Source organism: Bacillus alkalisoli, assembly GCF_002797415.1.
GTDB lineage: Bacteria > Bacillota > Bacilli > Bacillales > Bacillaceae_I > Bacillus_CD > Bacillus_CD alkalisoli.
Window position 1 is genome coordinate 1,371,302 of the sequence record NZ_KZ454944.1, and the last position, 26,377, is coordinate 1,397,678.

Genomic DNA, 26,377 nt, shown 5'->3' on the forward strand with positions numbered 1-26,377 from the left:
AAATAAATGGTGAGCATGCAAGGTTGTATGCTTGATGAAGGGAAGAGTCATGGTGAATATCGAAGCATTGATGGAAGAAGCAAAACTAGCAAGACAAATGGCATATGCACCTTATTCAAAATTTCAAGTTGGTGCAGCAATACTAACAAAAGATGGAAAAGTATTCCGAGGCTGTAATATTGAAAACGCTGCCTACAGTATGACAAACTGTGCTGAAAGAACTGCACTATTTACAGCATATGCTCAAGGAGAAAAAGAAATTGTAGCAATTGCAGTAGTTGCAGACACAGCTCGTCCTGTACCACCTTGTGGAGCTTGTCGTCAAGTTATCTCTGAGCTTTGTTCTGGAGATACAAAAGTGATTTTGACGAATTTAAAAGGTGATGTACAGGAACTAACAGTAAAAGAATTATTGCCAGGAGCATTTTCAGCGGAGGATTTACATGAATAAAAATAGTTATAAATCAGGTTTCGTTTCTATTATTGGCCGACCAAATGTAGGGAAGTCTACGTTTTTAAACAGAGTTATCGGTCAAAAAATTGCCATAATGAGCGACAAACCGCAAACAACAAGAAATAAAATTCAAGGGGTATTAACAGTAGATGATGCACAAGTTGTTTTCATTGATACACCTGGAATTCATAAACCAAAGCATAAGTTAGGCGACTTTATGATGAAAGTAGCACAAAACACATTAAAAGAAGTCGACTTAATTCTATTTATGATTAATGCAGTGGAAGGGCTAGGAAAAGGCGATGAATTCATCATCGAACGATTAAAAGAAACGAAAACTCCAGTATTTTTAGTCGTTAATAAAATTGATGAGGTACACCCTGACGAATTGCTACCACTCATTGAAAAATATAAAACATTATATCCATTCAAAGAAATAGTACCTATCTCAGCACTACAAGGTAATAACATCGAAACATTATTAACGCAAATAAAGAAAGTGTTACCGGAAGGTCCGCAATATTATCCTGCAGATCAAGTAACAGACCACCCGGAACGCTTTATTATATCTGAGTTAATTCGTGAAAAAGTGTTGCACTTAACAAGAGAAGAAGTTCCCCACTCCATTGCGGTGGCGATTGACGGGATTAAAAAGCGTGAACGCAGTGAAATGGTGGATATCCAGGCTACAATCGTTGTAGAACGCGATTCTCAAAAAGGCATTGTTATCGGAAAACAAGGGAAAGTCCTTAAAGAGGTTGGACAGAAAGCTCGAGAAGATATCGAAACATTGCTAGGATCAAAAGTATTTTTAGAACTTTGGGTAAAAGTTCAAAAAGACTGGCGCAATAAACAAAGCCAATTAAGAGACCTTGGATTTAGAGAAGACGAATATTAAAATCATAAAATGTTGTTGATTTTTGAGACTTATCCAGCTGTTGATTGTAGCGCAAGTCGTAGACTCCTGCGGGAGAAGCGGGGAGCTGGAGACTTGCGAGGAAATCTACAGCGATGTTTAAAGTATTAAAATAATTGGCGTGCAAACTTGTATAGGATATTAGACTCAGTAAAATTAGCAAAAATTATCTAACATTGTTTTAGGTAAAATCGGTCACCATATAGGTATAGGAATTGGATAGTGTTTGCTTGTCTTTACAACAGAAAGGGTGAGGTTTTCAATGTTGGATTTTACCTGGAAAATCTTTTCAGAAACAGGTAGTATAGATACCTATCTACTTTTTAAAGAGATTGAGAAAGATCGAACTGAATTACCCGAGCAAGAGGACGAACTAGCACATAGAGACGTACCAATTTCATAATGATTTGCACAATGGATAAAGGCAATCTAATGTAGGTTGCCTTTTTTCTGTGGTAAAATATATAGAATAATTAAGTTGCGTTAATTGCGCATAATGGATGGTGTCAACGTTGTTACATAAATGTGAAGGTATTGTCATTCGAACAAATCATTATGGTGAAACGAATAAAATCGTGACACTTTACACACGAGAACAAGGAAAAGTTGGTGTAATGGCGCGTGGTGCAAAGAAACCAAGTAGCAGATTAACAGCAGTTACACAATTATTCTGTTACGGTCATTATTTATATAACAGAGGCAAAGGCCTTGGTAGCCTGCAACAAGGTGAAATTATAGATTCCATGCGTTCCATAAGAGAAGATATTTTTCTAACTGCATATAGTTCTTATATTGTTGAATTAACAGATAAAGCTACCGATGAAGGAAAACCGAATCCATATCTATTTGAGTTTTTATTATTAACTCTTCAAAACATGGAAGAAGGTGTAGACCCAGAAATATTAATGTTTATTTATGAAATGAAAATGATGTCTGTGTTAGGGATAGCACCTGAACTAAGTAAATGTACAAGTTGTGGTACGATGGAAGGTGATTTTTCGTTTTCCATTAATGAAGGTGGCTTTATTTGTCATCGTTGTGTACATAAGGATAAATATGCTAAGAAAGTAACACCTTCCACATTAAGGTTATTACGGATATTTTATTTTTATGACTTGCACAAAATAGGAAATGTGTCAGTCAAAGAAGAAACAAGAGTTCAAATACGGTCTATTATTGATGAATATTACGAAACGTATTCGGGAATTTTATTAAAATCAAAAAAATTTATTAAACAAATGTCTTCTTTTCAAGATGCATTCAAGAAAGAGGATTGACATTCGCTGCAAAATAATTTAGAATCCAATTATTATTATACTTTGCTGTTACGAAGGAAAAGAGTACTTATTCTCCTCTATAAAAGCGACTCTAGAATGGTGTAAGCTAGGGATAGAGCAATAAGGAATGGCATTCTGGAGCAGTGTTCTAAAGTGGTAAAAGTACAACATGACTTTTACAAATAGGGTGGAACCGCGGGTTAACTCTCGTCCCTATGCTAATCAATAATTAGCATAGAGACGAGAGTTTTTTGTTTTATATGCCCGGTGGAAGTAGTTAAGCTTTGTTCTTAACCAACACCAGTTGATGTTCGCTGCAGATGCGAGACTCCTGCGGGAGAGTAGGGACATGGGAGACCCCACAGGCGCTTGCGCCGAGGATGCTCCCGGACCGCCCGCGGAAAGCGAGCATCTGCAGCGAGCATCAACGATTAGTTCCCTATATTTTTTCTTTATAGCAGTTAAAAAAGTGGAGGTGCCATTGAATGAACATTCAAAACATGATTTTAACTTTACAAAATCATTGGTCAGAACAAGGCTGTGTATTAATGCAAGCATACGATGTAGAAAAAGGAGCAGGAACAATGAGTCCATATACGTTTTTACGTAGTATCGGACCAGAGCCATGGAATGTAGCTTATGTAGAACCATCCAGAAGACCTGTAGATGGAAGATATGGAGAAAATCCAAATCGTCTTTATCAACATCATCAGTTCCAAGTAATCATGAAACCATCACCAGACAATATACAAGAGCTATATTTAGAGTCTTTAAAGAAACTAGGGATTGATCCATTAAAACATGATATTCGCTTCGTAGAAGATAACTGGGAAGCTCCAACGCTAGGTGCTTCAGGTTTAGGTTGGGAAGTATGGCTAGATGGAATGGAAATTACCCAGTTTACTTATTTCCAACAAGTCGGTGGACTAGAGTGTAAACCAGTTTCTGTAGAAATTACGTACGGTATTGAACGCCTAGCATCTTACATTCAAGAAAAAGATAGTGTGTTTGATTTAGAATGGACAACAGGGTTTACATACAAAGATATCTTCTTACAGCCAGAATATGAGCATTCAAAATATACGTTTGAAACTTCAAACCCAGAGATGTTATTTCAACTATTTGATATTTACGAAAAAGAAGCACACGCACAAATGGATCATGGACTAGTTCACCCGGCTTATGATTTCGTTTTAAAATGTTCCCATACGTTTAACCAACTAGATGCAAGAGGAGCAATTTCGGTAACTGAGAGAACGGGGTACATTGGTAGAGTTAGAAACCTTGCTCGCAAAGTAGCCAAAACATTCTATGAAGAGAGAGAAAAACTTGGCTTCCCAATTTTAAATAAAGGGGGAAATAAAGATGACAAGTCGTGATTTATTAATTGAAATAGGATTAGAAGAAATGCCAGCTAGGTTTGTTACAAATTCTATGAATCAGCTTGAAGAAAAGATGGTTTCTTGGGCAAAAGAACACCAACTTTCATTTTCTACAATAAAAAGTTATTCTACGCCAAGAAGACTAGCAGTTATTGTTGAAAACCTAGCAGAAAAACAAGAAGATGTAACCATTGAAGCGAAAGGACCTGCTAAAAAAATTGCACTATCAGATGCAGGAGAGTGGTCTAAAGCAGCTCAAGGCTTTACAAGAGGTCAAGGGGCAAGTGTGGAAGACATCTATTTCAAAGAAATAAATGGTGTAGAGTATGCACATGTTCAAAAGCATGTAAAAGGAAAGAATACACCAGAATTAATTCAACTTTTAGAAGAAGTGATAACTGGTTTGCATTTCCCTAAAAACATGCGCTGGGGTTCGGAAGACCTTCGCTATGTAAGACCAATTAAATGGTTAACAGTTTTGTTTGGAGAAGAAGTAGTACCACTAGAAATTGCAAAAGTTCCATCTAGTAATACGTCTATAGGTCACCGTTTCCTAGGAAATAAAGTGGAGATCCTTCATCCAGAATTTTATGCGAAAACGTTGTTAGGTGAGTATGTAATAGTTGATGCGTTGGAACGAAAAGAAGCTATTAAACAACAACTTCAAACAATTGCTGAAGAAAACAACTGGGATATTCCTGTTGACGAAGATTTATTAGAAGAAGTTAACAATTTAGTAGAATACCCAACTGCATTATACGGAAAATACGATGAAAGCTTTTTATCATTACCAGAAGAAGTTTTAATAACATCGATGAAAGAACATCAACGATACTTCCCAGTGAAAAATAAGGAAGGGAAATTACTTCCATTCTTCATCACAGTTCGTAACGGTAATCATGAACACTTAGACATTGTTGCAAAAGGAAATGAAAAAGTGTTAAGTGCTAGACTTTCTGATGCTGCCTTTTTCTTTAAGGAAGATGAAAAACTTGTTATTGCTGATGCGGTTGCAAAGTTAGATAAAGTTGTATTCCATGAAGAAATAGGAACAACTGGAGAAAAAGTGAAGCGTGTTCGAGGATTTGCAACTCATATTGCAAACGTTCTCGAAATGGATTCCTACACAAAAGAACAAGTTGTCAGAGCAGGGGAAATATATAAATTCGATTTAATATCTCAAATGGTGTATGAATTCCCAGAATTACAAGGTTTAATGGGTGAACGCTATGCATTAGAAAAAGGGGAAACAAAAGAGGTAGCAGCAGCTATAAATGAGCATTACATGCCTCGTTCTGCTGAAGATGCTACACCACCATCCGATGTAGGAGCTATATTAAGTGTCGCAGAAAAGCTAGATACCATTGTAAGTTTCTTTGCAATAGGAGTAATACCAACTGGATCACAAGACCCGTATGCTTTAAGACGTCAAGCTGCAGGAGTTGTACAAACGATTATTAATAAAGAGTGGTCCATTTCGTTACACGAATTATTTACTAATTTAATCAACACGTATGAATCAATCGGAATACTTAAGCGTGATCCTGAAGAAGTTTTAAGTGATGTAGAATCTTTCTTCCGTATGCGATTAAAGAATATACTGAGTGAAGATAATATTTCATATGATATAGTGGATGCAGCTCTAGATTTACCTTTAGTTAACTTATCTTCCGTTATCTCTAAAGCTCATATATTAAATAACAACAAGAAAAATAATGACTTTAAGTCCATTGTCGAATCATTAAGCCGTGTATTAAACATAGCAAAAAAAGCAGAAAACAGTCTGTTAAATGTGGAATTAATAAAAGAAGAAGCAGAAAAATCGCTATATGAGACTTATCTAGAAACAAAAGAAAAAGTATATCATTCTCTTACAGAGCAAAATTATTTACATGCTTTCGATGCACTAGCTTCTATGCAACATGAGATAGACAATTATTTTGACAATACAATGGTTATGGCCGATGACGAATTAATTAAACTAAATAGACTTGCTCAAATGAAGCTGTTAGCAGATGTGATTAAAACATTTGGTGACTGGAATAAAATCCTAGTTAAATAAACGACAAACACTTGGCATTATGTTGTTCGTAACTTAAGAGAAAAAGTTATAGAAATAGGAAAAGGCTGACTTTTGGAAGAATTTTCGTCAGCCTCTTTCCAATTCTGCGTTTTATCAGTATAATTAGTATATATTATTTTTTATTAAGTATGACATATTTACTTGTGACTAGCTCCTTGTTGTTACATATTTCAACAAGTGAATAATGGATATATTGTCTAGGTGGTGAGTGAAAATAGAACTCAATAAACGGCAAGAACATATTTTGCAAATTGTAAAAGAGAACGGGCCAATCACTGGTGAAGCAATTGCGGAACAATTAAATTTAACTAGGGCTACATTACGACCGGATTTAGCTATTTTAACTATGGCAGGTTATTTAGATGCTCGTCCTCGTGTAGGCTATTTTTATACAGGAAAAACTGGTTCACAATTATTAAGTGATCGAATAAAAAAAATCCAAGTAAACGACCATCAATCGATTCCGGTTGTAGTAAATGAAAGTGTCTCCGTGTACGATGCTATTTGTACGATGTTTTTAGAAGATGTAGGAACCTTATTTGTAGTGGATAAATCTTCTATCCTAGTTGGTGTTCTATCAAGAAAAGATTTACTACGTGCGAGTTTAGGGAAACAAGAGCTAACGACGATACCAGTAAATATTATTATGACGAGAATGCCGAACGTAACATATTGTTTTAGAGAAGACTTAATTATTGATATTGCAAAAAAACTAATTGAAAAACAAATAGATGCACTTCCAGTCGTAAAAGAAACGGAAAAGGGCTATGAAGTTGTCGGTAGAATTACGAAAACGAACATTACGAAAATGCTTGTAGCTTTATCAAATGACGAGATTATTTAATGGGATTGGAGGAGTACAATGAATAAACGCACCATCTATGTAGTTTCTGACTCTGTTGGAGAAACAGCAGAATTATCTGTTAAAGCGGCAATAAGCCAATTTAGTGGTGAAGAGTTTTCTCTAAAACGAGTTCCATATGCAGAAGACTTAAATACAATTAATGAAGTGGTAAGTTTAGCCAAGTTAAATCAAGGAATCATTGCCTTCACATTAGTAGTACCTGAAATGAGACAATATTTAATTAGTACAGCTGCACATGAACAAGTACCTGTATACGATATTATCGGCCCTCTCATTGAGTTAATGGAAACAGAATATAATGTGAAGCCAAGTTATCAACCTGGCCTTGTAAGGAAATTAGACGAAGATTATTTCAAAAAAATCGAAGCGGTTGAATTCGCTGTAAAATATGATGATGGCCGAGACCCACGTGGTATTCTTAAGGCGGACATTGTATTGATTGGTGTATCCCGTACGTCCAAAACTCCTTTATCACAATACTTAGCACATAAACGCCTAAAAGTTGCAAATGTACCGATTGTTCCAGAAGTAGACCCTCCTGACGAACTATTCAAGGTTGCTAAAACGAAATGTATCGGTTTGAAAATAAGTCCAGAAAAACTAAACGACATCCGACGTGAACGTTTAAAAGCACTAGGTTTAAACGATCAAGCTTCCTATGCAAATATGGAACGCATCAAAGAAGAACTAAATTACTTTGATAACCTAGTAAATAAGCTAGGCTGTGAAGTTATTGACGTAACAAACAAAGCAGTAGAAGAAACAGCAAATATTATTTATAATCTTTATCAAAAAAAGAATGGATAAATGTTTCTATGAAAGAGCGCCAAAACTGTGTGCTCTTTTTTCTTTTGTAATATTTGAGTTTAAAAATCATTTTCAACAAAAAAATAGTAGTCAATTTAAAAAGTTTGTATTATAATAAAAAATTGTGATAAAAAAATACATTCGCACGTTTAGACTTTGCAATAAAGGAATAAACTAAAACTATCTGTAAGTCAAGGTTCAGAAAGTAAAATCGTTCGACAAACGAAAAAAACATATCGAAAAAAGAAGGTTTTTGGGAAGGGATGTAGAATCAAACAAACATGCAATTAAAAACATCTCCCATTATCTTAGTAGATGCAGACGCATGCCCAGTAAAGGAAGAAATAAGTCTTCTAGGTAATGCATATAATGTAGAAGTTTACTTTGTTGCTTCCTATTCTCATGTATGTAATAAAGATTTAAATGGTTCTTTGATTTACGTAGATGAAGGAAAGGAGTCAGCAAATCTTTACATATTAAATAAGGCAAAAGTAAAGATGTAGTTGTAACGCAAGATCTTGGATTAGCCAGCATGTTGGTAAATCGAAAAGTTTATGTTCTTTCTCCTCGTGGAATTGTTTATACAGAAGGAGATATGGACCAGCGTCTATTTATGAGACACGTATCAGCGAAAGAACGTCGTAAAAGTGTATATAGCAAAGGGCCAAAACCTTTTACTGATGAAGATAGACAGCAATTTAAGAACAAACTTCAAGAAAATTTGTCGAATCTTGCAGGAATTCGTTGATAAATAAAGAAATAGTATACTATGGAGTGTCATTATGAGTAGAATTCCTGAACAAGCAATTGAACAAATTCGCCAATCTACTGACATTGTTGATGTAGTCGGAGAATATGTACAATTAAAGAAACAAGGAAAAAATTACTTCGGACTTTGCCCTTTTCACGGAGAGTCGACACCTTCTTTTTCTGTTTCGCCAGATAAGCAAATATATCATTGTTTCGGTTGTGGAGCGGGTGGCAATGCCTTTAACTTTGTGATGGAAATAGAAGGCGTTAGTTTTGTCGAAGCAGCAGAAAAGTTAGCAAAACTTTCTAACACTGAAATTGAACTGCCTGACTTACCAAAAAATGAAGCTTCTGAAGAAAATTCAGAAACAAAAAAAATGATTGGAGCACATACGCTTCTCCAAAAATTTTATCATCATTTACTGCTAAATACAAAAGAAGGTCAAGAGGCATATGACTATTTAACCGCAAGAGGATTTACAGATGATGTGATGAAAAGGTTTGGTATTGGATATTCTCTCAATTCGTGGGATTTTGCCAGAAAGTTTTTAACAAAACGTGGCTACAAGGAGAATTTGCTTGAGCGAGCAGGCTTAATCATTGAAAAAGAGGACAGTTTAGAGTATTTCGATCGATTTAGGGACCGAGTTATGTTTCCTATACACGATTTGAAAGGAAATATCATTGGTTTCTCTGGCCGTATTTTAGGGGAAGGAAAACCAAAATATTTAAATTCACCAGAAACACCAATTTTTATTAAAAGCCAAGTGCTATATAACTTTCACCAAGCACGACCACATATAAGAAAACAGCAACAAGTAATTTTATTTGAAGGTTTCGCGGATGTAATTGCTGCAGACGGAGCGGGTTTCCCTCAATCTATTGCAACGATGGGAACGTCTCTAACTGAGGATCAAGCAAGGATCATTCGTAGAAATGTGGAAAGTGTTGTTATTTGCTATGATGGAGATAATGCTGGAGTGGAAGCGGCTTACCGTGCTGCAAACCTTTTATTGGAACATGGATGTTCAATACGAATAGCAATGATTCCCGATAAAATGGACCCTGATGACTACATTAAAAACAAAGGAACGGAATCGTTTAAGCACGATGTAATAGGGGCAAGTTTAACATTCTCAGCATTTAAGCTTAGATATTTAAGGCGAGGCCGAAACTTAAATAATGAAGGAGAAAAAATTCGTTATATTGAGGATGCCTTAAAAGAAATAAGCACGCTAACAAAAGCGGTAGAGCGGGACCATTATTTAAGACAAATGGCAGACGAATTTTCCATTTCTTTAGATGCATTAAAGCAACAACAATTTCAAATATACAAAACAATTGCAAGAAAAAAGGATTATAACGAACAAAATAGAAATACTACTATACGTAATCAAAAGAGTATTTTATCCAAAAAGTTACTTCCGGCTTACCTGAATGCAGAACGATTTTTATTAGCACATATGTTAAAAGATCGTGATATATCAGATAAAGTTCAACACGCTATAAAAGGTTCATTTAACTTAGATGAACATAAAGCCATTGCTACGTATATATATGGTTTTTATGAAGAAGGAAATGATCCAAATATTAGCGTTTTGTTGGAAAAAATGGATGATCATCAGCTGAAAAGCTTAGTATCTGAGCTAGCAATGTTAACGCTTGAAGATGAAGTGAGTGACATTGTTTTAAACGATTATATGAAACAGGTGTTGAATTACCCAAAGTTGTTAACAATAAAAGAAAAAGAAAAAGAAAAGCAACATGCAGAACAAAATAAAGATTATTTAAAAGCAGCACAAATAGCGATGGAAATTATTCAGATGAATAAAGCATTAAAACAATAAATTGCCTCTTATCGCGTTTCAATGTTGGAAGGAGGGACTGTGATGGCAGAAAAGTCAGCACACTCAAAAGATTTGGAAACGGAATTAACGTTTGAACAAGTAAAAGAACAACTAACTGAAGCGGGTAAAAAACAAGGATCGTTAACATACGAAGAGATTGCCGAGCGTATGTCAGGATTCGAAATTGAATCTGACCAAATGGATGAATATTATGAGTCCTTAGCAGAACAAGGTATTGAAATTATTGGTGAGGCAGATAGTACAACTGATAATCTTAATATAAAAAAAGCTAAGGAAGAAGAATTCGATTTAAACGACCTTTCAGTACCACCTGGGGTGAAGATAAATGACCCTGTTCGAATGTACCTAAAAGAAATCGGTCGAGTAGACTTATTATCCGCAGAAGAGGAAATTAGCTTAGCCAATAGAATTGAAGCTGGTGATGAAGAAGCTAAGCGCCGTTTAGCGGAAGCAAACCTTCGTCTTGTTGTTAGTATTGCAAAAAGATATGTAGGACGTGGTATGTTATTCCTTGATTTAATTCAAGAAGGTAACATGGGACTAATTAAAGCGGTTGAGAAATTCGATTACCGTAAAGGATTTAAATTCTCAACATATGCAACTTGGTGGATTCGTCAAGCAATAACTCGTGCTATTGCGGACCAAGCTAGAACGATTCGTATCCCTGTTCATATGGTTGAAACAATTAACAAACTTATAAGAGTCCAACGTCAGCTTTTACAAGACTTAGGTCGTGAGCCATCTCCTGAAGAAATAGCAGAAGATATGGATTTAACTCCGGAAAAAGTACGTGAAATATTAAAGATTGCACAAGAACCTGTTTCATTAGAAACACCGATTGGTGAAGAAGACGATTCCCATTTAGGTGACTTTATTGAAGACCAAGATGCTACGTCTCCATCCGATCACGCTGCCTATGAGTTGTTAAAAGAGCAGCTAGAAGATGTTCTTGATACATTAACTGATCGAGAAGAAAATGTTTTAAGACTGCGCTTTGGATTAGACGATGGACGTACTCGCACGCTTGAAGAAGTTGGTAAAGTGTTTGGCGTTACTAGAGAGCGTATTCGTCAAATTGAAGCAAAAGCACTTCGTAAGTTAAGACATCCAAGCCGTAGTAAACGACTAAAAGACTTTTTAGAATAAACCTTTACAAGAAATAGTTTACTTTTTAAACTAAAAGTAAGCTATTTTTTTTGTTAAAAGAAACAGTATGAATTTTCAGTTATTTTATCATGAGGTGAGGACATGAACAAACAACGAAAAGAGATAATAATAAAAGAAATCACCTATTGGAAAAAAAGTAAGCTACTACCTGGACACTATTGCGATTATTTACTTGCGTTATATTCAGAAGGTGAAGATACTTCTAAATCAGAAAGCGCTAATAACAAAAGAGGTTTTATGAGATTAATGATCGCATATTCTGTGCCTGTATTTGTGCCAATAATGTTTCTTGTCACTTATTTTACTGAATTGTCTGTTGAATTGCAAATGCTCCTTTTAATAATATTTACCTTGTTGTCTTCCATAGCATACTTCATGTTTAGGAAAGAAAAGCAATACATACACATTCCGGTAATAGTAATTGCTATTTTATTATTATACTGGAATATAATGTTACTGAATTATTTCCATTTTACAGGAAACAGTTATTTTATTGCAATATTTATTCATGCAAGTTGTTGGTTGTTAGTTGGATGGAAAATGAAATGGCATTATTTTAGTGTAGCTGCAATTATTTCTTATTTATCTTTAATAGCAATAATGATACTAGTATAATTTCAGAAATTTTTATGATTTTTAAATGTTGAGAAAATTCCCTTACTTCTATTATAATACATTTGAAAGCGTATACAAGAAGTTTTACATTTTAGGGGGGACTTTCATGAACTTCGACTTAACAACTGAACAATCCATGATTAAAAAAACGATCCGTGAATTTTCAGAGGAAATGGTAGCACCTGGAGCTTTAGAACGCGATAAAACTAAAGAATTTCCTGTTGATATATTTAAATCTTTAGGCGATTTAGGGATGATGGGATTACCGTTTCCAGAGGAATATGGTGGAGCAGGAGCAGATACTGTAAGTTTTGCAATTGTAGTAGAGGAATTAAGTAGGGCTTGTGGTTCTACAGGTATCACTTATTCCGCACACGTTTCATTAGGTGGAGCGCCAATTAATATGTTTGGTACAAAAGAGCAAAAGGAAAAATATTTAACTCCTATTTGTACTGGTGAGTCGTTAGGAGCATTTGGCTTAACAGAACCTAATGCTGGTTCAGATGCAGGTGGCACTCAAACAACTGCTATAGAAGATGGAAGCGATTATATTATCAACGGAAATAAATGCTTTATTACGAATGCTTCTTATGCGAAGCACCTTGCACTAACTGCAATTACGGGCCGTGAAGGAAACAATAAGGAGATCACTGCAATTATTGTACCTACAGATGCACCAGGCTTTGAAATTGTCGATAATTATGAAAAGATGGGTTTAAACGCTTCTAATACAACAGAATTAGTGTTAGAAGATGTTAGAGTACCTCAAGAGAACATACTAGGAAAACGTGGAGAAGGCTTTAAACAGTTTTTAGTTACGCTTGATGGTGGACGTATTGGTATTGGTGCAATGGCTGTAGGGATTGCACAAGCAGCTTTTGAGCGAGCGCTCGCTTATTCAAAAGAAAGAAAACAATTTGGTCGCTCAATATCAAGCTTCCAAGTAAATCAATTCAAACTAGCTGATATGGCAATGAAATTAGAATTAGCTAGAACAATGGTTTACAAAGCAGCTTGGTTGAAAGACCAAGGGAGACCGTATTCAAAAGAGGCTTCCATGTGTAAGCTATACGCTTCGGAAGTTTGTATGGAAATTGCCGACCAAGCAGTACAGTTACATGGTGGTTATGGATATATGAAAGATTACCATGTAGAACGTTATATGCGTGATGGTAAGCTTTTAGAAATCGGAGAAGGAACTTCAGAAGTACAAAGAATGGTAATTGCTAGACATCTTGGCTGTTAATTTATATATTGTTTTTGAAAGACTTCATGTAACAATGAAGTCTTTTTTGTGTCTAATATGTGAATAAATTGGGCAAGGTAACAAATAGGTCTTTTCCTATTGTAAAATATAAAGTAAAATAGAAATTGCTTGTATAAGTTTAGGCTCGTACATAAGGAGGTAAAATAGCATGAATCGAAATCCGCTAATTCCTTTTGCATTTATTGCAGTGTTAGGTTTAGGACTAATGTTCTTATTTTCTTTCGTTGGATTAAACCAAGCTAAAAATATGGCTGATGGTGATGCTGGTGGATCAGTTGAACTTTTATCAGGTGAAGAGCTTTACCAAAGGTCATGTATTGGTTGTCATGGTAACGAATTACAAGGTGTAGCAGGTCCAGGCCTACTTAACCTTAATTTAACGGAAGAACAAATTAAAGACGTTATCGTAAATGGTCAAGGAACAATGCCAGGAAACCTAGCATCACCGGAAGAAGCAGCTGTATTAGCTGAATGGCTTACAAACTACGGCCAAGAAGGCGACGCTGAATAATTCTATTTAAGAGTTGAAAAAGTCCTTTACACTTCGTGTAATGGACTTTTTTTCATAATACGTTTACTTTCAATTCAGATATAATGCATTATTGGCATTCCACCCCTTTTTGAACTATAATTTTCCTATACTTAAATTAATGATTGTGGTGAATAATTTGAACGAGTTAAGACTATCAAAAAGATTAGAAACAGTTGCACATTACATTCCTGAAGGATACACACTTGCTGATATAGGTTCTGACCATGCTTACTTACCGTGTTATGCCTATTTAAATGGTATCATTCCAAGTGGCATAGCAGGAGAAGTAGTAGAAGGACCTTTTCAATCTGCTAAAGAACAGGTTCAAAAAACGAGCTTACAAGCTGTTATTGATGTTAGAAAAGGGGATGGACTGGAAGTTATTTCCCCTGGTGAAGTAGATTGTATAACGATTGCTGGTATGGGTGGAACGCTTATTCAATCTATTTTAGAATCTGGGAAAGACAAATTAACTGGTGTAAAGAGATTAATCTTACAACCCAATATCGGTGCCATAAAAATTCGTGAATGGCTACTTCAAAATGGATGGGAGCTTACACAAGAATCCATTCTAGAAGAAGATGGTAGAATATACGAAGTGTTAGTAGCAGAACCAGGCAACCCATCAGCACCATATACCGAAAATAAGCAGGCTGGTTTATTAGTAGGTCCATTTTTACTAGAAGAGAAGAATGAAACATTTAGAAAAAAATGGACACATGAATTGTCTCATTGGCAAAAAATATTTTCCCAAATTGAAAATGCTCCAATAACGGAAGATAACGTACAAAAAATAAAAGAATTACAAGAAAAAATAAATATTGTACAGGAGGTGCTCTAATGATGAGTAAAACTCCCAACGGCCACTCAATAATCCAAGCGTTTGAACAATTCTCTCCGAAAAAATATGCAATGGAGGGAGATAAAATAGGGCTACAAATTGGTAACCTTAATAAACCAGTCCAAAAAGTAATGGTAACATTAGATGTACTTGAGAGTGTTGTAGATGAGGCGATAGAGAAACAGGTAGATTTAATTATTGCGCACCATCCTCCCATTTTTCGTGCGCTTAAAACTGTTACGGAGGATTCTGCTGCAGGGAAAATAGTAACAAAGTGTATTAAACATGACTTAGCTGTTTATGTAGCTCATACGAATCTTGACATAGCTGTTGGTGGTGTAAATGATTTATTAGCTTCGGCTCTACAATTGACAGACATAAAAGTATTAGCACCTACACAAGAAGATAAGTTAAAGAAGTTAATTACTTTTGTTCCTAGTACACATGTTGAGCAAGTGAGAGAGGCGATTAGCCAGGCGGGAGCAGGTCATATAGGCAACTATAGCCATTGTACATACAGCACAATAGGAGAAGGTACATTCTTACCTTTAGATGGCTCTCAACCTTTTATCGGCGCATCAGGGGCTTTAGAAAGGGTGCAAGAACATAAGCTCGAAACAATTATTCCTTCTTCTATAGAAAAAAGAGTTGTAAATGCATTATTGAAATCCCATCCGTATGAAGAAGTGGCTTATGATATCATTCCGTTAGAAAATAAGGGAGAAATTATCGGGCTAGGGCGCATCGGAAAGTTACCAAGTAAAATGTCGTTAAAAGAGTTTGCACAACATACAAAAAACACGCTCGAAGTTGACAATGTAAGAGTTGTTGGCAACCTTGAAACAGTAGTAGAAAAAGTGGCGGTAGTTGGTGGAGACGGTAACAAATACATTTACGATGCAAAATTTGCTGGGGCTGATGTGTATGTGACTGGAGACTTGTACTTCCATACTGCACACGATGCAATGTCACTTGGATTAAATGTTGTGGATCCAGGACACTATGCAGAAAAAATAATGAAGCAAGGTGTTAAAAGAAAAATGGAACAGTTCGCATCTCAATTAAATTGGGAAGTAGAACTAATTGTCTCCGAAACAAATACAGATCCATTTCAATTTTTATAAAAAATCTTATCTCATCAATATGAAAAAGAGCTAGTCATGAAGGTAATCGTGACTAGCTCCTTTTTTACGTTGTTTTTTGTTTTTTAACTTTTGGTAAAATCTTATTTAATGGAACTGTTTTTTCACGCTTCCACGTATCAGGATTAATTGGATCAAACTGTTCAATAAATGCAATAACTTCTTTCGTAATTGGTGTTGGAGTAGAAGCACCAGCAGTAACAGCTACTGTGTTTGCACCTTTTAGCCATTCAATGTCAAGCTCCGAAATATCTGCAATTCGGTAAGCACGTGTTTTGGCGATTTCTTCCGAAACTTGTGCAAGGCGATTGGAGTTATTACTTTTCGGATCTCCAACAACTATCGTTACATCTGCAACACCAGCTTGCTCAGCGACTGCTTCTTGTCTCACTTGTGTTGCTAAACAAATTTCTTTATGTTGTTCAACGTGGGGATATTTTTCTTTTACTTTATCCATAATGTCTAATACGTCCCATTGACTCATCGTCGTTTGGTTCGTAACAATAATTTTGTCACTTTCGATGTTAAGGGCTTCTATATCATCTTGTTTTTCAACAAGATGTACGATATCAGGTGCGACACCAACAGCACCTTCTGGCTCTGGATGCCCTTTTTTTCCGATGTAGATAACCTGGTATCCTTCCGCCTTTTTTTGGCGGATTAAGTCATGAGTTTTTGTAACATCAGGACATGTGGCATCAATGGTTGTTAGTCCTTTTTCTTTTGCACGAGCTTTCACTTCGGGAGATACACCATGTGCTGTAAATATAACTGTACCATGGTCAATTTTGTCTAAAATCTCTAAGCGGTTAGCACCGTCTAATGTAATGATTCCTTCTTCTTCAAAAGCATCTGTAACGTGTTTATTATGAACAATCATTCCAAGAATATAGATTGGACGAGGTAATGATTTATCTAATGCTGCATTTCTAGCAATCACCATTGCGTCTACTACACCATAGCAATAGCCACGAGGAGCAATTTTAATAATTTCCATGCTACATCCTCCTTAAACGTTAGCTAAATTCGTTAATTTACACTAAATGAGTGAGTTTCATAATGTACAATTACTAAACGAACAGTAATTATGAAATTGATTCGAATATATCGAATTAGCAAATAAATAAAGAGAGTGATAAAACACTCCCTATTACTATTATCATTATATAAGAGAAAGGAGGATTTTACAAAGAATTATAAGTAGAGCTTAGGCTTAGATACTTTAATTTCCGATTGAGGCTTTTTCTTTTTTACAGCAATATTCTTTTTTACTTGTTTTTTAGTAAGTGGCACATCTACTTCTTCAGCTTTTGATTCAGTTGTAGTCTCTTCAACTGAATCTGTTGTTGTATCTTTTTCTTCATCATCATCAGCATTTGTATCAACATTTTTTAATTCACTGTAAAGTCTCCACATCGCTGGTAAATTTCGCACTAAAGGTCCATACTGTTGTACCATTGGCATCACTTGTTCTGCCATACCAAGAGCTTTTTGAATATTTGTTAAAAAACCCGTAATGTTAGATGGATTTGCTAATTGCTGTAGAGTAGAAGGTGCTGCCATTTGTCCAACACTACTCATATTTCCGATACTACTTGCACCAGTTCTACCGAACAACTTTGCAAGAAGTCCGCCTCCACTACGAGCCCCTCTAGCAGCTCCGAACATTTGCATTTGTGGTGGAGCACCCCTCATCATCATTTGATTAGGAATATTTCTTGGCATAAACCCACCAGGTCCAAACTGATTAACGGGAGGCATCGGTGGATAAGGTGGTCGACCGGGACCATAAAACATGTTACATCCTCCTTTCACTTATATAAAAAATTTTCATATTATTTTAGTAGTCAATTGTCACGAATTCTCACTTATAAGGTATGCAATTTATAGCGGAATTGTTTATATGTTAATGAGAATGGGCGCTACTGGTCTAGCCAAACTAGTTGAAATCCTTTATAATAAAATATTGGACTTATTGGATAAGCTATAAATAAACATATTTGTATGGAATCATTCTCATTTTTATTTGAAATAGTAAGGCCTTTTCAGATCGAAAGAATAACTGCCATTACATATAAAAAAATTAAACTTACGGAGGTATATTATGACAAATCCATTCGAGCGGTTACAATTAAAACCATTTCTTTTAGAAGCAATTGCAGACTTACGCTTTAAAAAGCCAACAGAAATACAAGAAAGGTTAATTCCATCCATCCTAAAAGGGGAAAGTGTAATCGGCCAATCACAAACTGGAACAGGAAAAACACATGCGTATTTATTGCCTATTCTTAATGAATTAGATTTAGAAAAACAAGAGGTACAAGCTGTCATTACAGCGCCAACACGAGAACTAGCAACTCAGATTTATCAAGAAGTTTTAAAAATCACAAAATTTGCAGAAGGTTCTATCCAAGCCCGTTGTTATATTGGTGGAACGGACAAGCAAAAGACGATCGATAAATTAAAACAACAACCACATATAGTTGTAGGTACACCTGGAAGAATTAAAGACTTAATGAGTGAGAAAGCATTATTTGTTCATACAGCGAAAACGTTAGTAGTGGATGAAGCGGACTTAATGTTAGACATGGGCTTTATTGAAGATGTTGATAAGGTAGCTGCGGCTATGCCTGAGAAATTACAAATCTTAGTTTTCTCTGCTACAATTCCAGAAAAGTTAAAGCCATTCTTAAAAAAATATCTAGAAAATCCTAAATTTACTCACGTTGCACCAAAACAAATTACAGCACAAAATATTAGTCACGTTTTAATACCAGTCAAATCACGTAACAAGTTAACCCTTCTTTATAAAGCGTTAGTTGCCTATAACCCGTATTTAGCGATTGTATTTACAAACACGAAGAAAAAAGCGGATGAAGTGGCAGACAGTTTGATGGAGCAGGGACTAAAGGTTGGTAGAATCCACGGAGACCTAAATCCACGTGAGCGTAAAAAAGTGATGAAACAAATTAATGACCTTGAATTCCAATTTGTTGTTGCGACAGATTTAGCAGCTCGTGGAATTGATATTGAAGGGGTAAGTCATGTTATTAACTATGAACTACCGTCTGATTTAGACTTTTATATACATCGAGTTGGACGTACAGCACGCGCCGGTTCTTCTGGTATTGCTGCAACATTATTTGAACCTTCTGATGAAAATAAAGTCCAAACGGTTCAAAAGCTAGGTATTACTTTCAGCCTAGTGGATTTGAAAAATGGTGAATGGGTAGAGCATGGAGTATTAAACAAACGCCAAGATCGTAAAAAGAAAGTCGATGAAATAGACATCCAAGCAAAACGAGCTGTTAAAAAGACTGAAAAAGTAAAACCAGGCTATAAAAAGAAACACAAAGAAGAAGTAGAAAACTACAAAAAACGCCAACGCCGCTTAAAGCGTAAGTAATAAATAGAATAAGAAAGTTTACTTCTGGTGTCTCATGTAATACTCAAATTATCTTTGGGTTAAGGTTGTTGTCTTTTATAAATCATAGTGACTTGGAGCGGAAGGTACTGGACTCCTCGAAAATGCATACGCATCTTCTTACGGAGGATGCATCGCTCCGCAGCCTTCCTTATCCTGCGGGAAATAGAGGAAAGGTCGAGACCCCGCAGGCGAAGCCGAAGAGGCTCGACTTCCTCCCCGTGGAAAGCCAGTGCCTGTAGCGGAAAGGAACGGACTACGTTTTAGTAGTATTCTAAAAAAGACAAGCCACCTCTTTTGTGTTAACATATTGTAGGACAGAAAAGAAGAGGTGACAGATTTGAAAGACTTAATTATTGGTTCTCATGTATCAATGAGCGGGAAAGACATGATGTTAGCTGCAAGTAAAGAAGCTGCTTCATACGGTGCAAACACTTTCATGATTTACACAGGTGCACCACAAAACACAAGACGCAAAAAAATCGAAGACTTAAATATAGAAGCCGGACAAAAACACATGAAAGAGAACGGCATCTCCAATATTATTGTTCATGCTCCTTATATAATCAACATTGGAAATTCACAGAAACCAGAAACATATGAACTAGGAGTCAACTTCTTACGAGAAGAAATCCGTCGTACAGAAGCGTTAGGTGCAAGACAAATTGTTCTTCATCCAGGGGCTCATGTTGGAGCAGGTTCTGACTTAGGGATTGCTCAAATCATTAAAGGTTTAAACGAAGTATTAGTACCAGAACAACAAGTACAAATTGCACTCGAAACAATGGCCGGAAAAGGTTCTGAATGTGGTATTACATTCGAAGAAATCGCAGCAATTATGGATGGTGTACATTTAAATGAAAAGCTATCTGTATGCTTTGATACTTGCCACGTTCATGATGCTGGCTATAATATTGTCGATGACTTTGATGGTGTTTTAGAACAATTCGACTCTATTATCGGTTTGGACCGTTTAAAAGTTCTTCATATTAACGACAGTAAAAATGAACGAGGTATGAGAAAAGATCGCCATGAAAACATTGGCTTCGGTAAAATCGGTTTTGACGCAATTAATTACATTATTCATCATGAACAACTAATGCACGTACCGAAAATATTAGAAACACCTTATGTTGGAGAAGACAAGAAAAACAAAAAACCTCCATATAAATTCGAAATCGAAATGCTGAAATCTAAAACATTTGACGAAAATATTTTAGATAATATTCTTAATGGTTGAATCAATTTCATAATTACTGTTCGTTTAGTGAAAAACGAATGATAAGTTTATTATAATTATATAACGTTCGATATAAAAAAACGTTAATATATTAAATAATAGGTTTAATATTCGTTTTTCGTTTAGTAATTGCACATTATGAAACTCACTCGGTTAATTGAAAAAAGATTGGGCTGGTGTCGTTAACATTAACACTAGCCTAATCTTTTTTTATTTTGTAAACTCCACAAACAACTGGTTTACTTTTTTCGCCGTATCATGGCCAGTTATTCTCGCAATTTCTTTCATTAACTGAAGACGTTCGGATGTATTAAAAATATTTACCTTTTTCGTCTGTAACAAATTCGAAACTTTTTTCGCTTGATCATTCGTTAACGGAATTTGGTACTGCCCGGCATACTCAATAAGTTCGCTTGAGGTAATACTATTTAGTTTTTTGTTCACGATAGTCTGATAAATATTCATTTCTCAATCCCTCCTACTTCAACTTATGATGGGTCGCCTAGAAATGTGTATATTGAAAAAAATATGACAAGAAGTGGTAAATTATTGTATACTATTTGTTATGAGGGTTAGGAGGGAAATTCCTTGGTTGCGAATATTGAAAAGAGCCATGCTTCTATACTTAATGAGTTACGCGAAGAAATAGTATTTGTTTTACATTTGAACGGCACAATTGAAGAGTTTAATAACTTGGCAAAAGAGATTTTTCAAACGGATTTATATGACAGTGCTTCATTCTACTCATTATTTACTCAAGAGATTAGAAATGATGTTTACACGTTTTTAGATCAAATCATTTCTGGAAAAGGTGATGTGTTAAAAAGAATTTTAATTCATTCAGCACCCCAATCTCACCCCCAACTTCAAAATGAATTCTATTTATATAAAGGCAAACTTTATGAAAATAAAATATACTTGCAAGCCCAAAAGATACCTGTAAGGGATAATCAATTACCAATTCAATTATTAGGTGGTAAAACACAGGAATCTGTTAGGCTCCTCCAGTTTATAACGGTACAATTAGATTTGGCGATTTTTGTCATCTCAGATAATGGAATTATTCAATATTTGAATAAGAAAAGTCTTAATTTGTTAAACCTTCCTCTACAACAGAGTAAATACATAGATGTATCATTACTAGATATTCCTGCAAATGAAATATTAAAAAATAAATTTTTAGCCATACATGAAGAAATAGTAACGGAAAATTCTTTTGTTGAGAGATATTTTTATTTAGACGATCAATTACTACAAGTTCAAGGTCTATATTTTCAAGAGGAAAATAGAACGTTGTTTATCATTCATGATAGAAGTTATCAACATAAGTTTGAAAACTTGTTAATCTATAAGCAACAAATGGAGTCTGTCTCTCAAATTTCAGCTGGAATGGCTCACGAATTGAGAAATCCTCTGTCTGTTATTAAAGGTTTCATTCAACTCTCTCAAATAACGAATGAATGGGAAAAGTATTATCCAACTGTTTTGGATGAAATCAATCGGATGAACGACATTATTGAAGATTTCTTGTCCGTCTCAAAAAAGAAACTAACAAAACAATCTATGAAGCCTCAAGATTTATTTCAGTCACTTGTTTATATTTTTCAGTCAGAATGTTTACTACATAATGTTCAATTTGACTGTTATATTGAGCCAATAGAAGAAGAGCTACTTGTTAATGAATCTATGATTAAACAAGTTATGCTTAACTTGTTGAGAAACTCCATAGAAGCTCTGGAAGAAATAAAAAAAGACAAAAGAATTGAAATGAAAGTAGTAAGAAGCGGTAATTGTATCCTAGTTTCTGTAAAAGATAACGGACCTGGAATAGACGAGAAAACACTAGAAAAAATTGGTCAGCCATTCTTTACAACAAAGCAAAACGGCAATGGGCTAGGAGTCCCGCTTTGTAAAAAAATTATAGAAGATCATGATGGCGAACTTAAAATTGATACCGAATTAAAAGAAGGAACAACCTTCACCTTCTCCCTACCACTATCCAAAAGCCTAACATAACTGTTTAGGCTTTTATTTTACGGCCATGTTTTTAAAAAAATAATATTTCTTTGAGTGTTTTATTTAAATATATCGTAAAATACTTTGTAAAAAATAGGTTGATGTTCGCTACAGGTGCGAGACTCCAGCATACGCATTTTCTTCGTGCGATGCATTGCGGCGTAGCTTTCCTTGTCCTGCGGGAGAGCGCGACAAGGGAGACCCCACACAGGCGGCAATGCGCCGAGGAGGTTCCCGATTCCATCCGCGTAAAGTGAACTCCTGTAGCGAAGATCAACAATTAGTCCTCAAATCTAATTTTATTTACTTTCTCCTAACACTCCTGTATACTAAAATATTGTTATAAAATCGTAACGATTCTTATCTATAAGGTGTGAGCAAGTTGCAAAATAATGAAGCAGTTTTAAAAATAGAACACGTAACATTTAAATATGAACAACAAAATGTTATAGAAGATATTAACTTAACTATTCCAAAGGGAGCATTTCTAGGTTTGGTAGGTCCAAATGGATCAGGTAAATCCACCCTATTAAAATGTGTATTAGGTTTACTTAGACCGCAAAAAGGAACAATCCAACTATTTGGGAAAGATGTTCGCAAGTTTAAAGAGTGGAATAAGGTAGGGTTTGTGTCTCAAAAAGCAAATAGTTTTAATACCGGTTTCCCTGCTACTGTGTTTGAAGTAGTATCAACAGGGCTAGTTTCGAAAGTCGGCCTGTTTAAATTTTTTAATAAAGAAAATAAAAACAAAGTGCTAGATGCAATAAAATCAGTTGGAATGGAAGATTTTATTCATCAAAACATTGGTGAGCTCTCTGGTGGTCAGCAACAACGTATCTTTATTGCGCGCGCGTTAGTTAGTGAACCAGAATTGCTAATTCTTGATGAACCTACTGTTGGGGTAGATAGTAAAAATGTTCAAAACTTTTATCAAATGTTGGAGCATTTAAATAAGAATTTAAATATTACTTTGATATTGGTGACACATGATGTTGGAACTATTACAGATAAAGTAACACACGTAGCTTGTATTAATAAAAATTTACATTTCCACGGTGTAACAAAAGAGTTTGAAGAACTACGTACGAAAGATTTATCACAATTTTACGGTCATGACCTTCATGTATTAAGTCATGATCATCACCATCACCATCACGATGGAGGCAATGGAGCATGATTTCAGCATTAATGCAATTTGAATTTTTACGCAATGCGTTTTATACAGGTATTTTGATAGGTTTTATAGCTCCATTACTCGGTGTCTTTGTTGTTGTAAGGAGACTGAGCTTAATTGCCGATGCGCTAAGTCACGTGACACTTGCAGGTATTGCGGCTAGTTTATTCGTAGAAAAAAAGTTTGGATTCATGGTGGGAGTTAGTCCTCTATATTTTGGAATGGGGTTCTCGGTCGCTGGTGCGTTGTTTATTGAAAAGCTTAGAAGTATTTATAAACACTATCAAGAGTTAGCTATTCCGATTATTTTATCAAGTGGTATTGGACTTGGAGTTATTTTCATTTCTTTAGCAGACGGTTTTAATACAGATTTATTTAATTATTTATTTGGTAGTGTAAGTGCTGTATCGAGAGCAGATTTTTGGACAATTTTAGTTATTTCAGCCATTATCATCATTACAATTATATTGTTTTATAAAGAATTCTTCGTACTATCATTTGATGAGGAGCATGCTCGTGTTTCTGGAATAAACGCGCGGTTTTTTCACTTTTTATTTATCATAATGGTAGCATTAGTTATTGCTTCTTCCATGAGAATTGTTGGAATATTATTAGTGTCTTCCTTAATGACTTTGCCTGTAGCATCAAGTATCCGGATTGCTAAAGGATTTAAACAAACGATTTTTCTTTCTATATTATTCGGAGAAATTGCGGTAATTGGAGGACTGATTACGTCTTTTTATTTAGACTTAGCACCAGGGGGAACCATTGTCATCATTTCTGTAATTATACTTATTGCAACGATTGTTTGGACTAAGATAAGGAGAGGAAAATAATGAATGTCACACAGGCACTAGATCTAATGAAAGACAAAGGTTATAAATATACGGGAAAAAGGGAAGAGATGCTACAACTTTTTGCTGATTCAGATAAATATTTAACTGCAAAAGATGTGTTAGATTCATTAAAAGATAATTACCCTGGTTTAAGTTTTGATACGATTTATCGAAACTTAGGCCTTTTTGAAGAGCTTGGTATATTAGAAAAGACAGAACTACAAGGAGAAAAGCATTTTCGATTCACTTGTAGCACGAAGCACCATCACCACCATTTTATTTGCATGGATTGTGGAAAAACAAAAGAAATCGAAACTTGCCCAATGAAGGCACTTTCTGACAACTTAAAAGGTTATGATGTTACAGGGCACAAGTTTGAAATTTACGGTAAGTGCCCGGAATGCATATTATAAAAGGAAGAAAGGTGTGATTTTTACACACCGTTTCTTCTTTTTTTTGAACATTTTTAAGGTGTTTACATAAAATGCTATTAATATAATTGGACTTCTACCCGACATAAAGCGACTACCCTTATCGAAGTGTTGTACTAAGAATTGAGAAATAGGGTGTAAACAATGAAGAAACAATATGCTTCGATTAAAAAAGAACAGTTAATGGACATTTTATCAAAAGCAAAGAGAGTTGGGGACACTTCTGAACAAATATCAGCTCAAGAGCTTGTGGATTTTATTCAACATCAGTTGTTATGGGTTATGGATAATAAAAAGTGAATACAAAAAAGCTCGCTTAGGAAGCGGGCTTTTTATTGAACAAAGTAAGTTAAGCAAGCTGCAATAGAGATTGCAAATAGTATTAATATTGCATTTAAAAGTTTGTCTTTTCTGGCTGGTGTTAACCATGATTCTCCATTTGTCACTTAGCCGTCCCCCTATGTAAAGCCTATACGGAGTTATTTCGGTAGCTGGCAAGCATAGTAAAAAATTACATTAGCCCCTTAGCTTTGCGTCTCCATTTTTCAATGGGTTTGCCTTTTCGTATGGCTTTTCTATCATACTAATTTTAGTATAGGGGAAAAGAACTAAAAAATAAATGGATTTTATAGAATTTTTTACAAATTAACTTTTGACACTTAAAAATTCATTTACCCATTTTTCAGCTTCAAACCAGTCGTTCACTCTAATAACATTTTTAGGTACAGGTAAACGATTGTAAGGAGTATCAAATAAAATAACTGGTATATCACATTCTTCACTAATGTCACAAGCATTGTCATGTTTGTCTTCAAAGAATATATCTATTTCATGCTTTTTGGCGGTAGCTACTTTATTATGAGTGCCGATTAATTCAAGATGATCAAAGTCAATCTTTTGATTAGCAAACCAATTGGATGTTACATCGTATAGGTGTTGTCTCCGTGCACTTATAAAATAAAGATCAAATTTATTATTCCATTTGTCCAGTATAGATTTAGCGCCAAAAGCAAGTGGGTTACTTTTATATATTTCTGGCTCCACCTTGTCCATCCATTTCCAAAATTCCTCATCAGAAATACCAATAAGAGGACTTAGTTCATATTGCTTTAGATCTTCTAAAGTAATGTTCATATTAAAGGATTCGTTTATATATGGAACAAAAGAACTTGGACATGTTAAGGTTCCGTCTATATCTATACCTAATCTTTTTCTCATTTTTTTTCCTCCATCTTGGGTTTATGCTTATTTATATTATGTGGGTCCGTTTCATAATGTATTACTACTATA

The 26,377-nt window shown here is 35.2% G+C and carries 28 protein-coding genes and 1 riboswitch; of the genes, 24 read left to right on the forward strand and 4 right to left on the reverse strand.

The genetic code is table 11. The features are described 5' to 3' along the window. Positions 1-49: 49 nt before the first annotated feature. From CDZ89_RS06575 to CDZ89_RS06650, 17 genes are all read left to right on the forward strand, one after another. Positions 50-451 carry a cytidine deaminase gene (locus CDZ89_RS06575; protein ID WP_406564876.1) on the forward strand — a complete coding sequence of 134 codons (402 nt, stop codon included), beginning with the start codon at positions 50-52 and terminating at the stop codon, positions 449-451. Continuing rightward, positions 444-1,352, forward strand: a complete 909-nt coding sequence (gene era, locus CDZ89_RS06580; protein ID WP_096153353.1) for a GTPase Era — start codon at positions 444-446, stop codon at positions 1,350-1,352. Before CDZ89_RS06575 ends, era begins: the two co-directional genes overlap by 8 nt. A gap of 280 nt (positions 1,353-1,632) precedes the next feature. Next, the gene (locus tag CDZ89_RS06585; protein WP_096153354.1) at positions 1,633-1,773 is read left to right on the forward strand and encodes a YqzL family protein; all 141 of its coding nucleotides are present in this window, start codon (positions 1,633-1,635) and stop codon (positions 1,771-1,773) included. 109 nt (positions 1,774-1,882) lie between these two features. Continuing rightward, the gene (recO, locus tag CDZ89_RS06590) at positions 1,883-2,647 is read left to right on the forward strand and encodes a DNA repair protein RecO (protein ID WP_096153355.1); all 765 of its coding nucleotides are present in this window, start codon (positions 1,883-1,885) and stop codon (positions 2,645-2,647) included. Positions 2,648-3,132: 485 nt separating this feature from the next. Further along, the gene (gene glyQ, locus CDZ89_RS06595; protein WP_096153356.1) at positions 3,133-4,026 is read left to right on the forward strand and encodes a glycine--tRNA ligase subunit alpha; all 894 of its coding nucleotides are present in this window, start codon (positions 3,133-3,135) and stop codon (positions 4,024-4,026) included. Further along, positions 4,013-6,091, forward strand: coding sequence for a glycine--tRNA ligase subunit beta (gene glyS / locus CDZ89_RS06600; RefSeq protein ID WP_096153357.1), 2,079 nt, complete (start codon positions 4,013-4,015; stop codon positions 6,089-6,091). The genes glyQ and glyS overlap by 14 nt, the downstream gene beginning before the upstream one ends. A gap of 229 nt (positions 6,092-6,320) precedes the next feature. Further along, a complete protein-coding gene (locus CDZ89_RS06605) occupies positions 6,321-6,956 on the forward strand; it encodes a transcriptional regulator CcpN (protein ID WP_096153358.1) in 636 nt (211 codons plus the stop codon). An 18-nt stretch (positions 6,957-6,974) separates the two neighbouring features. Then, positions 6,975-7,784, forward strand: coding sequence for a pyruvate, water dikinase regulatory protein (locus CDZ89_RS06610; RefSeq protein ID WP_096153359.1), 810 nt, complete (start codon positions 6,975-6,977; stop codon positions 7,782-7,784). 281 nt (positions 7,785-8,065) lie between these two features. Further along, a complete protein-coding gene (locus CDZ89_RS20455) occupies positions 8,066-8,287 on the forward strand; it encodes a hypothetical protein (protein ID WP_406564877.1) in 222 nt (73 codons plus the stop codon). A gap of 29 nt (positions 8,288-8,316) precedes the next feature. Beyond that, the gene (locus CDZ89_RS20460; RefSeq protein ID WP_406564878.1) at positions 8,317-8,532 is read left to right on the forward strand and encodes a DUF188 domain-containing protein; all 216 of its coding nucleotides are present in this window, start codon (positions 8,317-8,319) and stop codon (positions 8,530-8,532) included. A gap of 31 nt (positions 8,533-8,563) precedes the next feature. Then, complete coding sequence (gene dnaG / locus CDZ89_RS06620; protein WP_096153360.1) at positions 8,564-10,381, forward strand: DNA primase; 1,818 nt, start codon at positions 8,564-8,566, stop codon at positions 10,379-10,381. Positions 10,382-10,423: 42 nt separating this feature from the next. After that, a complete protein-coding gene (rpoD, locus tag CDZ89_RS06625) occupies positions 10,424-11,548 on the forward strand; it encodes an RNA polymerase sigma factor RpoD (protein ID WP_096153361.1) in 1,125 nt (374 codons plus the stop codon). Positions 11,549-11,650: 102 nt separating this feature from the next. Then, entirely contained in the window at positions 11,651-12,184 is a 534-nt protein-coding gene (locus CDZ89_RS06630; protein WP_096153362.1) for a hypothetical protein, read from the forward strand. Positions 12,185-12,290: 106 nt separating this feature from the next. Beyond that, the gene (locus tag CDZ89_RS06635) at positions 12,291-13,430 is read left to right on the forward strand and encodes an acyl-CoA dehydrogenase (RefSeq protein ID WP_096153363.1); all 1,140 of its coding nucleotides are present in this window, start codon (positions 12,291-12,293) and stop codon (positions 13,428-13,430) included. Between the two features lie 169 nt (positions 13,431-13,599). Further along, positions 13,600-13,962, forward strand: a complete 363-nt coding sequence (gene cccA, locus CDZ89_RS06640; RefSeq protein WP_096153364.1) for a cytochrome c550 — start codon at positions 13,600-13,602, stop codon at positions 13,960-13,962. A 157-nt stretch (positions 13,963-14,119) separates the two neighbouring features. Beyond that, positions 14,120-14,824 (forward strand): tRNA (adenine(22)-N(1))-methyltransferase, encoded by a 705-nt coding sequence (locus tag CDZ89_RS06645; protein ID WP_096153365.1) that lies wholly within the window; start codon positions 14,120-14,122, stop codon positions 14,822-14,824. 2 nt (positions 14,825-14,826) lie between these two features. Next, entirely contained in the window at positions 14,827-15,948 is a 1,122-nt protein-coding gene (locus tag CDZ89_RS06650; RefSeq protein ID WP_100334270.1) for a Nif3-like dinuclear metal center hexameric protein, read from the forward strand. Between the two features lie 64 nt (positions 15,949-16,012). Here CDZ89_RS06650 and CDZ89_RS06655 read toward each other — a convergent pair whose 3' ends face one another. Further along, complete coding sequence (locus CDZ89_RS06655; protein ID WP_096153366.1) at positions 16,013-16,963, reverse strand: 4-hydroxy-3-methylbut-2-enyl diphosphate reductase; 951 nt, start codon at positions 16,961-16,963, stop codon at positions 16,013-16,015. Between the two features lie 197 nt (positions 16,964-17,160). Continuing rightward, the gene (locus CDZ89_RS06660) at positions 17,161-17,763 is read right to left on the reverse strand and encodes a YqfQ family protein (protein ID WP_227521450.1); all 603 of its coding nucleotides are present in this window, start codon (positions 17,761-17,763) and stop codon (positions 17,161-17,163) included. 304 nt (positions 17,764-18,067) lie between these two features. Between CDZ89_RS06660 and CDZ89_RS06670 the strand changes: the two genes are divergently transcribed. Both CDZ89_RS06670 and CDZ89_RS06675 read left to right on the forward strand, forming a co-directional pair. Next, complete coding sequence (locus CDZ89_RS06670; protein WP_406564917.1) at positions 18,068-19,372, forward strand: DEAD/DEAH box helicase; 1,305 nt, start codon at positions 18,068-18,070, stop codon at positions 19,370-19,372. A gap of 358 nt (positions 19,373-19,730) precedes the next feature. Continuing rightward, positions 19,731-20,630 (forward strand): deoxyribonuclease IV, encoded by a 900-nt coding sequence (locus tag CDZ89_RS06675; protein WP_096153369.1) that lies wholly within the window; start codon positions 19,731-19,733, stop codon positions 20,628-20,630. Positions 20,631-20,840: 210 nt separating this feature from the next. Here the strand turns inward: CDZ89_RS06675 and CDZ89_RS06680 are convergent, their stop codons facing one another. Next, positions 20,841-21,095 (reverse strand): DUF2624 domain-containing protein, encoded by a 255-nt coding sequence (locus tag CDZ89_RS06680; protein ID WP_096153370.1) that lies wholly within the window; start codon positions 21,093-21,095, stop codon positions 20,841-20,843. A gap of 123 nt (positions 21,096-21,218) precedes the next feature. On the opposite strand from CDZ89_RS06680, the gene CDZ89_RS06685 reads away from it, so the two are divergent. The 5 genes from CDZ89_RS06685 to CDZ89_RS19575 all read left to right on the forward strand — a co-directional run bounded on the left by CDZ89_RS06685 (position 21,219) and on the right by CDZ89_RS19575 (position 25,387). After that, a complete protein-coding gene (locus CDZ89_RS06685) occupies positions 21,219-22,646 on the forward strand; it encodes a two-component system sensor histidine kinase NtrB (protein WP_100333403.1) in 1,428 nt (475 codons plus the stop codon). Between the two features lie 382 nt (positions 22,647-23,028). Then, positions 23,029-23,823, forward strand: a complete 795-nt coding sequence (locus CDZ89_RS06690; protein ID WP_096153372.1) for a metal ABC transporter ATP-binding protein — start codon at positions 23,029-23,031, stop codon at positions 23,821-23,823. Further along, a complete protein-coding gene (locus tag CDZ89_RS06695) occupies positions 23,820-24,656 on the forward strand; it encodes a metal ABC transporter permease (protein WP_096153373.1) in 837 nt (278 codons plus the stop codon). The genes CDZ89_RS06690 and CDZ89_RS06695 overlap by 4 nt, the downstream gene beginning before the upstream one ends. Further along, positions 24,656-25,069, forward strand: coding sequence for a zinc uptake transcriptional repressor Zur (locus CDZ89_RS06700; protein WP_096153374.1), 414 nt, complete (start codon positions 24,656-24,658; stop codon positions 25,067-25,069). The genes CDZ89_RS06695 and CDZ89_RS06700 overlap by 1 nt, the downstream gene beginning before the upstream one ends. Before the next feature lie 162 nt (positions 25,070-25,231). Continuing rightward, positions 25,232-25,387: a YwzD family small protein gene (locus CDZ89_RS19575; RefSeq protein ID WP_157842687.1), complete on the forward strand. Its 156-nt coding sequence runs from the start codon at positions 25,232-25,234 to the stop codon at positions 25,385-25,387. Positions 25,388-25,570: 183 nt separating this feature from the next. After that, positions 25,571-25,656, reverse strand: a riboswitch (cyclic di-GMP riboswitch). A gap of 76 nt (positions 25,657-25,732) precedes the next feature. Here the strand turns inward: CDZ89_RS19575 and CDZ89_RS06705 are convergent. Beyond that, positions 25,733-26,305, reverse strand: a complete 573-nt coding sequence (locus tag CDZ89_RS06705) for a hypothetical protein (protein ID WP_096153375.1) — start codon at positions 26,303-26,305, stop codon at positions 25,733-25,735. Between the last annotated feature and the right edge of the window lie 72 nt (positions 26,306-26,377).